Origin of the sequence: Nocardioides sp. (assembly GCF_036401255.1) — a bacterium.
Classification (GTDB): domain Bacteria; phylum Actinomycetota; class Actinomycetes; order Propionibacteriales; family Nocardioidaceae; genus Nocardioides.
This window is the reverse complement of the sequence record NZ_DASWVI010000340.1, coordinates 1-8,817: the sequence shown is the minus strand read 5'-3', so window position 1 is coordinate 8,817 and position 8,817 is coordinate 1. Positions and strand designations below refer to the sequence as shown.

Below are 8,817 nucleotides of genomic sequence, written 5' to 3'. Positions count from 1 at the left end.
CCCAGCAGGACCGGGGCGACCTCGCCGCGCTGCTGGTCGAGCGCCACGCGGCGGCGATCGACGGCCTGGGCCGCGGGGCCGAGCACGCGGTGTCCACCGTGCGCGCCTGGCTCGAGCACGGCTGCGACGCCGAGCGGGCCGCGGCCGCCGAGTTCGTGCACGCCAACACCGTGCGCAACCGGCTCGCCGCGCTCACCGCCGCGACCGGCCTGGACCCTCGCGACCCGTTCCAGGCCGTCGACCTGTGGTGGCTGTGCGTGACCTGGCAGGCCCGGCGCACCTGAGGGAGGCGCGGACCCGGTCAGTAGCTGAAGGTCGTGGCCGGCTCGTCGCCGATCCAGCCCCACATCGGGATGGTGCCGTTGATCTCCGCCCCTGGGATGAGCTCGTCGGGGTCGATCCGGCGTGCGGTCACGCAGATCGGGCACACGTAGTAGCGGCCACCCGCGGCCTCGTAGCGCTTGACCAGCTCCTCGATCGGCGGGCAGCCGTCGCAGGCGGTCCCGACCGCGACGCCCGGCACCGCGAGACGAACCGCCTCCTTGGTCAGGAACATCAAGGTCTCGCGACCGGTCTCCGCGGCACCCACGGCGACGAGGAGGGCGACGACGACCTTCTCCGGGTCCTCCAGGCCGGTGGTGAGGCTGATGACTGCCTTGCTCATGACGGGCTCCTTGGCGACGTGGCGGATCGAGTGCCCCGACGCTAGGCGCGCCGCCGCCTGGTGTCGTCGGGCGAACACCCGACAAACCGGGAGCGCCTCAGGCCTCGAGCGGGTCGAGGAGACCGTTGCGCAGCGCGAACAAGGTGGCCGCCGAGCGCGACGACGCACCGGTCTTGGCGTAGATCCGCTCGATGTGTGTGGCCGCCGTCTTGCGGGAGACCCCGAGACGGACGGCGACCTCGCTCGTCGCCGCGCCGCGCGCGATCAGGACCAGCACCTCCACCTCCCGTTGGGTCAGCCCGGCTGGTCCGGCGACCCGGCGGCGCCCGCCTGCTCCCGCGGCCGACAGGACCGCGTCGGTGGCGTCGGCGTCCAGGCGTCCGGCCCGCGCCTCGCCCCGCAGGTCCGCCGCTGCGTCCTTCAGCGACGTGGGCGGGCGCCCGGCCCGGGGCTCGGTCAGCGTGCGCAGGGCGCAGGCCGCCGCGAGGACCCGGCCCGCCATGGGGATCGAGGCCCCGCTCGCGCCCCGGTGGTAGCCACTGCCGTCCATGCGCTCGTTGGCGTACGACGCGATCGCGCCGATCCGGGCGAGCGCCGCGGGGTGGGCCAGCACCCGTTCGGTGTAGTAGGAGCTGACCCGGACCCGCTCCCACTCCGTCGCGGACAGGGTGCCGGGCTTGTCCAGGATCGTCGCCGGAACGCCGTGCAGGCCGATGTCGTGCACGTACCCGGCCCGGCGCGTCGTGGCCACGTCGGGTGCGGGGAGGCCGAGGGACGACGCGGCCGCCCCGGCGAGCTCGGCGACGCCGCTCGAGTGACCCGCGCGGTTCGGCGAGCGCAGGTCGGTGAAGTCGGCGAGCGCCGCCAGCGCCACGTCGAGCTCGGACCCGGACAGGCATCGCCGCAGCACGGGCGCGTCGGCGAGCATGCCGCGGGGATCGTGGCCGTCGCCGAGGGCAGGGAGGACGGTCCCGGCGACGTCGCAGAACGCATCGGCGAGGGCGGGGTCGAACTGTCGTCCGCGGCGCTGCCGGGCGACGCGGACCGCGGCGTCGACGCCACCGTTGCGGTGGTAGACCTCGGTGATGTCGCCGACGTGGAAGAGACGGATCCAGGGCGACAGCTCCTCGCCACCGACGTGCGGCGGGACGCCGCGACCGTCCCAACGTGCGAAGAACTGGCGCACCGCCGCTGACACGGCGTCGTCGAGACCGAGTCTCTCGGCCAGGGTGGCCGCGATCAGGCAGTGCGCCTGGATGCCGCGCACGACCCTGCGGCCACCGGTGGCCAGGAGGGATGCGGCCACCCTCGCGCGCGCCGCGGCGGACTCTCCGGCTCCGGCGTGGCCCAGGAAGAACCGATACGCCGCCATCCCGCCGAGGTCGACGTCGTAGCTGTCCGAGCGGAACGCGATGTCGTCCCCGAAGGACGCGGCGACCTCCGGGGCGTCCGCGACGCACCCCACCCACGAGAGCATCGCCACGTAGAACAGTGCCGCCTGCTCGTCGTCGGGGAGTCCGACGTGGGTGCCGAGGCGGGCGGCGATCCGCCACGAGCGGAGCAGGTGCTCCATCGGCTGACCGAGGCCGAGGTCCGTCGCGAGCGAGTACGCCGCCAGCAGCTCGGCCAGCGTGATGCCCGAGTCGTCGGTCTCCCGCTCCACGACGCTCAGCGTAGGGCCGGCGATCGCACCCGAACAGCGACAGCCGATCTTTCGCCGGCACCGTCAGCCCGCCGGCGCCCCCACCGCCAGCGCCACGACGGCCGCTGCGCCCTTGAGGTCCGGAACCGGGCCTCCCGACCGGCGTGCGTTGGCGTGGTCGAGCATGACCGACACGAACGTCTCCGCGGCCTGGCGGCGCAGGGTCCGTGCCAGCGCCCGGTCGACGGCCTGCTCGAGCGCGGACTCGGTGAGCTCGACCAGGGAGCGGCGCAGCCGCCGGAAATGGTCGCGCACCTCCGGGTGCGTGCCGCTCTCTCGGAAGATGATCACCCGCAGCACCAGCGAGTCGTGGGTGTCCAGGCCGAGCCGGCGATGCAGGGCCAGCAGCGAGCGAGCCGGGTCCCCGGGGCGGACCACGCCTCGAACCGCGTCGGACGTCGGGGCCGGCAGCCGCTCCTGGAGCAGGGCCAGGAGCAGGTCGATCTTGCGCGGGAAGTAGTAGAAGACCAGTCCCTTGGGGACCCCGGCGGCCTCCGCGATGCGTGCGGTCGGCGTCGCGTCGAAGCCCTCCTCGGCGAACAGCTCCTCCGCGGCGTCGAGGATGCGGGTCCGGCGGTCATCGGCGGGCATCAGGATTCCCTTCTCCCCGCGAGACGAGGCGACGGTGGGGACAGGCGGGCCGTCCCAGCGGCAGGAGAGCCCGCCTGTCCGTGGTGGGCTGCTAGTGCGGGATCGGCGCGCGGTGCAGGTGCCGGTCGATCTCGGGCAGCGCCAGCAGCCCGGCGACCAGCGTGACCGCACCGACGATCCAGGCCGTCAACGCCATGGCGTCGAGGTCGTTGAAGCCCATGCCCCACGGCGAGGCGATGAACAGCAACCCGAGGAGCAGAAGCCCGTACTCGGAGATCCGGTCCTCAGGCTTCGCCAGCGCCCACAACGACACCGCCGCGGTCACAACGCCGAGGACGACCATCGTCCAGGTCGCGGTGTTGTCGGTGTCGGTCCAGATCGGCGACAGGGCGGCATAGGCGCCCGCGGCGAACGTCACCCAGTCCTGCCATCTCGTCCACTTCTGCATCAGTGATCACTCACTCCCGCATCCGGGACCCGTCGCTACCAAGGCGGATCGTTCGCCTGCCATTTTAGATTGATTGACCGCCCGGTCAAGACCCCGGCGGCGACAGACCCGGCCCAGCGCCTCGACCGCACGTTGGTGCGAGCGCACCCGTGTGGTCGGTCACGCCTTCGGTTCCGCCGCTACCGTGGCCGCCTGCAGCACCGGCTGCACGACACCGTCACGGATCAACCACTCGTCATCGATGCGGAGCGATCCCCGACATCCACCGTCGCTGCCCCGCAGGTCCTTCACGATGTCCCAGTGGAGGGAGGAGGAGTTGACCCCACCGCACTCGGGGTAGGCGCGACCGGGCGCGATGTGCACGGTGCCGAGGATCTTCTCGTCGATGAGGAGGTCGCCGGTCATCAACGTCAGCGCCGCATTCGTTCCGATCCCGAGTTCCCCGAGGCGTCGGGCCCCGTCGTCCGCATCGAGCAGCTCGCGGACGAAGTCGACGCCGACCGCGGCCCGCTCGGAAACGATGCGCCCGTCTTCGAAGTCGAGTTCCAGGTCACGGATGAGTACGCCACCGAAGGACAGCGTGCCGTCGAAGCGGATCCGACCGTTCACCGCCGTCTCGACCGGCGCGGTGGCGATCTCCCCGTCGGGCCAGTTCGCGTTGCCCGCGAAGGGAACCCAGGTCCGGCCCTCCAGGCCGAGCTCCAGCATCCCCCACTCATCCTCGATGACGGCCATCCGCGCGCCGGCGAACCGGTCGCACAGCGCTTGCATCCGTCGACCGGCGTCGGCCCAGTCGGCGTCGAACGACGCGGCCCACTCGTGAAGCATGGCGCTGGCGTCCAGCCCCATGGCATCCGCCCACTCGGCGGTCGGGACACGGACGAGTGCCCAGCGCGTGTTCTGCCACCGCATCGTCGAGACCACGCCGCGGCCGCGTCGCAGTGCGGCGATCCGTCCGGGGTCGGCGTCGACGACGGGCTGGGACATCGCGCGGAAGGAGACGTGGACGTCCGACCACTCCATTGCCGCGGACTCGAGCGGCATCGGCGACTGCAGCACCGCCACGTCCGCCCACCGAAGCGCACTCGCGTCGAAGCGCTCGTCCGGTGCCAGCACCTGCACCACTGCGCCGCGGTGCCACCCCTCGTCGACGAACGCGGCAACGGCATCCATCACCGATGAGCCGGTGACGAACACGGACACCCGATCGCCGCTCGACAACGATACGCCGTCGGCCACCAGACGGCCGATCTTGGACCAGTCCACAGTGCTCATCCCAGCGCCTCCTCGACCCGAATCCGTCGGGACGTGTTCCAAGGCGCCAGCGTCCGGTACAGCGCGACGAACGCCTCGTGGTCGGACCGGAGCTGCGCCGCGTGGCCAGCGTCGGGCTCGACCGTGCCCTTCGACGACCACCACCCGGGACCAGCGGACAGGTCGGGGACGGCACCGACGGCGAACGCCGCGAGGAACGCATCGCCGTACGCCGCTCCGGGCGAGTCAGCGATCTGCTGCGTCAGACCGGTGACGGTCGAGACCGTGCCGGTGATGATGCGGTTCCTCGTCGCACCGCCGATCGCCACGACTCGGTCGATGGGGACACCCGCCCGGAGGTAGGTGAGGATCGCCTCCGCGACGGCGTGCCCGGCGCCCTCGAGCACCGCGCGGGCGATGTCCGAGCGGGTGTGCTCGAGTCCCAGGCCGACCACCGCAGCGCGACTGTCCGGGTCTTGGAAGGGGGTGCGCTCGCCGGAGAGGTGGGGCAGCGCGAGGACGCCACGAGCTCCGGGAGGCGAGCCCTCGGCGAGCTCGAGCAGGCGACCGAACGTCACGGAGTCCTCGTCGTCGGTGATGCCGAGCACGTCGGAGATCCAGCGTGTCGCCGTGCCCGTCGCTGCCGTGCCTGCCGCGAGGACGTACCTGTCCTGGAACACGTACGGCGCCGACCACAGGTCCGGGTGGGTGATCGGGCTCGAGCCGACGCGGATGAAGTACCCGCTCGACCCGTACATAGCCATGAGGGACCCCTCCGAGACGACCCCCGCGGCGACTGCCTCGGCCGGCGCGTCGGTCGTCCCGACGATGACGGGTGTCCCCACCGGCAGTCCCGTCTCCGCGGACGCTCGCTCGTGCACGGTCCCGGCGATCGTCGTCGTCCACTCCAGCCGTGGGAGCCGATCACTGGTGACGACGTCCTCGCATCCCGCGAGGTTCCACCGCGCCTCCCGGAGGTCGTAGAGAGGGTGGAAGTACCCGGCGGTGGCGTGGTCCATGACCACCGCGCCGGTGAGCTTCGCGACGAGCCACGTCTGGCTGGTCATGAACCAACGCGCCCGGGCCCACGCCTGCGGCTCCTGGTCCCTGATCCACGCGATCTTCGGACCAGCCGACTGGCTCGTCAGCGGGTTGCCGCACCGCTGGAAGATCTCCGCGGCACCGAGCCGGTTCGTCAGGTCCTCGATCTGCTCGGTGGCGCGCGTGTCCACCCCGTAGAGGATCGCGGGACGCAAGGGCGCCAGATCCTCGCCGACTGCCACCACGCAGGGTCCGATGGCACTCACCGCGGCCGCCTGGAGATCCCGCGCCCGCGGGTGCTCCATCAGTTCGGACGCGACCGCAGCGAGATCCGCCCACCAGTCGGTCTCCGGGTGGTGCTCGACGTGGCCGGGCCGCGGCGTGGAGATGCCGTGTCGCCGCCGGGCCAGCGCGAGGACCTCACCGTTCGCATCGACGAGGACACCTTTGGTCTCGAAGGTGCCGATATCGATACCGACGAACGTCATCAGCGCAGCTCCCTGACGACCCCCATGAGCTCGGCGACGCGCGCGGCGTCGACGTCGTTCGCGAACTTCCCCTCGCGCTTGAACCAGGTGCCCACGATGGCGCCGTCGGCGTACTGCAGGCTCTCGGCGACCGTGTCTGGGCGAACACCCGTGTTGACGAACACGGGGACGTCGCCGGCGTTCTCCTTGACGATCTTGAGGGTCGAAGTGTCGGTCGCCGCTCCTGCCGTGAGGCCGGAGACGCACAGGCCGTCTGGGGCGCCGTTGAAGACCGTCGAGCGAGTCATCCGGTCGAGTTCTCGACCCGCGACGTACGTGGCTCCCTCCGGGACGATGTTGTACAGCAGCCGGACGCCACCTGCCCCGACCTGGGCGCGGTGACGGGCGGCACGACCGACGTCCGTGTTCCACATGCCGAAGTCGGAGGCGTAGACGCCGGTGAACACCTCACGCACGAATGCCGCGCCGGTGGCCATCGCGAGGTCGATCGATGCGACGCCGTCCCAGAGCACGTTCACACCGAACGGAACCTGGAGCTCCGAGATGAGCTCGCCGATGGTCCGCGCCATCGCGATGGCCGTGATCGGCTCGGTCCGGGTGAGGTACGGGAGGCTGAACTCGTTCGAGATCAAGATGCCGTCGACACCACCGGTCTGCAGGGCGTCGATCTCCTGGCGGGCGTGGGCGAGGATCTTGTCCATCCCCCCCGCCGCGTCGTACCCAGGGTCTCCGGGAAGTGCCGGGAGATGGCACATTCCCACGATCGGCTTGGGTACGTCGAACACCTCGTGCAACCAGTTGCTCATGGGTAATGCGGTTCCTCTCGTGTGAATGCGGGTGGCCGGGGTCGGTCCGGCACGGCAAAGCGGGCGAGCGTCAGGAGGACGGCCCACCGACGCGCGACCATGCCTCGACGAATCTCTGGAAGGCAGTCGCGCCCGGGTCGGCGAGACCGATGCTGCGCTCCTGGAGCCACGAAGCGCGCCCCCTGCGCGACTGGAGACCTCGGGTCTCCTCGACCGCACGAGCGGCGGCGTCGACCACGGCAGCCGCGGCCTGTCCGGGGTCGCTCGCCGACCGCAGCGTCTCGGCGGCGGCGTGGATGCCATCGAGGATGGTCTTGTCACCCACCTGCGTCTTGCCCCGTTGGGCGATGCTGTTCGCGGCTGCGGTGGTGAACTCGGCCGCCTCGGGCAGGCCGATGTCGTCCTTGCCCTCCCAGGTACGCGATCCCGCGAGCAGCGCTCCCGCGACCAACGCTGCCATCGTGGACGGGTTGGCGTTGGCGAAGGCCTTGGCGCAGGTACGCGCGATCTCCGTGGGCGTGGCACCATCGGCCAGCTGGTCGAGCTCGGCGACCACGGCGTTGGAGCCGGCCGTGATCGTGATGCCGAGGTCACCGTCCCCGAGCGCCTGGTCGAGGTCGCGCAACTCGTCGGCGGACTCCGTGAGGATCTCCAGACTGCGCCGGATGTGGTCGTTGAGGTCCTTGGCGTTCACGGATCAGCGCTCCTGGAAGAAGGGGGAGAGTGCTGGGGCGTTCAGCAGCTCCAGCCGTGCGTCGTCGAGCTCCAGCAACGAGATCGACGCGCCAGCCATCTCGAGGCTCGTGGCGTACTCGCCGACGTACCTCTTGACGATCTCGATACCGCGCTCGGCGAGGAGCTGGTGGGCACGTCGGTAGAGGAGGTAGAGCTCCTCGAGCGGCGTCGCACCGAGCCCGTTGACCAGGATCGCCACCCGCGCCCCCTCACGAAGCGACAGGTCGCCCACGAGGGCCTCGACGAAGTCGGTCGCGATCTCGTCGGCGGTCTCCAACGGACCGCGCCGTGACCCGGGCTCGCCGTGGATGCCGATGCCGATCTCCATCTGACCGTCCGGCAGTTCGAAGCTGGGCTTGCCGGTGGTCGGCAGGATCGTCGGCGCCAGACCGATTCCGATGGTCGCGGTGTGCGCGACCACGTCCTCGGCGATCGCGGCGACCCGCTCGAGAGAGTCTCCGCGCTCGGCAGCGGCGCCTGCGGCCTTGTAGGCGAAGAAGATGCCCGCGACGCCCCGACGCTCGTGCTCGTTGTCCTTCGGCTGGCTTGCGACGTCGTCCCGGCCGAGGACCGTCATGGTCGGGACGCCCTCGAGATCGGCGAGATCAGCGGCGAGTTCGAAGTTGAGCACGTCGCCGCCGTAGTTGCCGTACAGGTAGAGGACGCCGGCGCCTCCGTCGACGGCCATGGTCGCTTGGAAGATCTGGTCAGAGCTGGGTGAGCTGAACACATTGCCGATCGCCACACCGGAGCACAGCCCCCTACCGACGTACCCCTTGAACAGCGGCAAGTGACCCGATCCACCGCCGGTGACGATGCCGACCTGTCCGGCAACCGGCGCATCGGCCCGCACCATGACTCGCACGTCGTCCCCCGGCGTCTTCACCAGGTCCGAATGGGCCAGCAGGATCCCTTCGACGAACTCGTCTACGAAGTTCTCCGGGGCGTTGATGATCTTCCTCATGGCATTCGGTCCGTTCACTTGTCGGGCGCTGTGGAGGATGGTTGCGGGTCCGTCACGACGGGCACAGGTCGGCTCGGCCGCTTGAAGTTGAACTGGTCGAGCACCATGACACCGATGAGGATGA

The 8,817-nt window shown here is 70.8% G+C and carries 10 protein-coding genes; 1 reads left to right on the top strand and 9 read right to left on the bottom strand.

The window, feature by feature from the left end:
- Positions 1-284 (top strand): helix-turn-helix domain-containing protein (locus tag VGD85_RS15725; RefSeq protein ID WP_331064376.1); only part of this gene is annotated, 284 nt, incomplete at its 5' end.
- A 17-nt stretch (positions 285-301) separates the two neighbouring features.
- On the opposite strand, the gene VGD85_RS15720 is transcribed toward VGD85_RS15725, so the two are convergent.
- The 9 genes from VGD85_RS15720 to VGD85_RS15680 all read right to left on the bottom strand — a co-directional run bounded on the left by VGD85_RS15720 (position 302) and on the right by VGD85_RS15680 (position 8,693).
- The gene (locus tag VGD85_RS15720; RefSeq protein ID WP_331064375.1) at positions 302-664 is read right to left on the bottom strand and encodes a DsrE family protein; all 363 of its coding nucleotides are present in this window, start codon (positions 662-664) and stop codon (positions 302-304) included.
- 97 nt (positions 665-761) lie between these two features.
- Entirely contained in the window at positions 762-2,327 is a 1,566-nt protein-coding gene (locus tag VGD85_RS15715; protein ID WP_331064374.1) for an HD domain-containing phosphohydrolase, read from the bottom strand.
- Between the two features lie 63 nt (positions 2,328-2,390).
- Positions 2,391-2,957 carry a helix-turn-helix domain-containing protein gene (locus VGD85_RS15710; protein ID WP_331064373.1) on the bottom strand — a complete coding sequence of 189 codons (567 nt, stop codon included), beginning with the start codon at positions 2,955-2,957 and terminating at the stop codon, positions 2,391-2,393.
- A 91-nt stretch (positions 2,958-3,048) separates the two neighbouring features.
- A complete protein-coding gene (locus VGD85_RS15705; RefSeq protein WP_331064372.1) occupies positions 3,049-3,405 on the bottom strand; it encodes an SPW repeat protein in 357 nt (118 codons plus the stop codon).
- A 159-nt stretch (positions 3,406-3,564) separates the two neighbouring features.
- Entirely contained in the window at positions 3,565-4,671 is a 1,107-nt protein-coding gene (locus tag VGD85_RS15700; RefSeq protein ID WP_331064371.1) for an aminopeptidase, read from the bottom strand.
- 5 nt (positions 4,672-4,676) lie between these two features.
- On the bottom strand, positions 4,677-6,188 hold the full coding sequence (locus VGD85_RS15695) for an FGGY-family carbohydrate kinase (protein ID WP_331064370.1): 1,512 nt from the start codon (positions 6,186-6,188) through the stop codon (positions 4,677-4,679).
- Positions 6,188-6,994: a BtpA/SgcQ family protein gene (locus VGD85_RS15690; protein WP_331064369.1), complete on the bottom strand. Its 807-nt coding sequence runs from the start codon at positions 6,992-6,994 to the stop codon at positions 6,188-6,190. Before VGD85_RS15690 ends, VGD85_RS15695 begins: the two co-directional genes overlap by 1 nt.
- A gap of 70 nt (positions 6,995-7,064) precedes the next feature.
- Positions 7,065-7,688: a DAK2 domain-containing protein gene (locus VGD85_RS15685; RefSeq protein ID WP_331064368.1), complete on the bottom strand. Its 624-nt coding sequence runs from the start codon at positions 7,686-7,688 to the stop codon at positions 7,065-7,067.
- A gap of 3 nt (positions 7,689-7,691) precedes the next feature.
- A complete protein-coding gene (locus tag VGD85_RS15680) occupies positions 7,692-8,693 on the bottom strand; it encodes a dihydroxyacetone kinase subunit DhaK (protein ID WP_331064377.1) in 1,002 nt (333 codons plus the stop codon).
- Positions 8,694-8,817 lie beyond the last annotated feature (124 nt).

What these genes read in the sequence shown, in the direction of transcription:
- VGD85_RS15720 (WP_331064375.1), bottom strand. Translation starts at nt 664, where the DNA reads ATGAGCAAGGCAGTCATCAGCCTCACCACCGGCCTGGAGGACCCGGAG.
- VGD85_RS15710 (WP_331064373.1), bottom strand. Translation starts at nt 2,957, where the DNA reads ATGCCCGCCGATGACCGCCGGACCCGCATCCTCGACGCCGCGGAGGAG.
- VGD85_RS15705 (WP_331064372.1), bottom strand. Translation starts at nt 3,405, where the DNA reads ATGCAGAAGTGGACGAGATGGCAGGACTGGGTGACGTTCGCCGCGGGC.
- VGD85_RS15695 (WP_331064370.1), bottom strand. Translation starts at nt 6,188, where the DNA reads ATGACGTTCGTCGGTATCGATATCGGCACCTTCGAGACCAAAGGTGTC.
- VGD85_RS15690 (WP_331064369.1), bottom strand. Translation starts at nt 6,994, where the DNA reads ATGAGCAACTGGTTGCACGAGGTGTTCGACGTACCCAAGCCGATCGTG.
- VGD85_RS15680 (WP_331064377.1), bottom strand. Translation starts at nt 8,693, where the DNA reads ATGAGGAAGATCATCAACGCCCCGGAGAACTTCGTAGACGAGTTCGTC.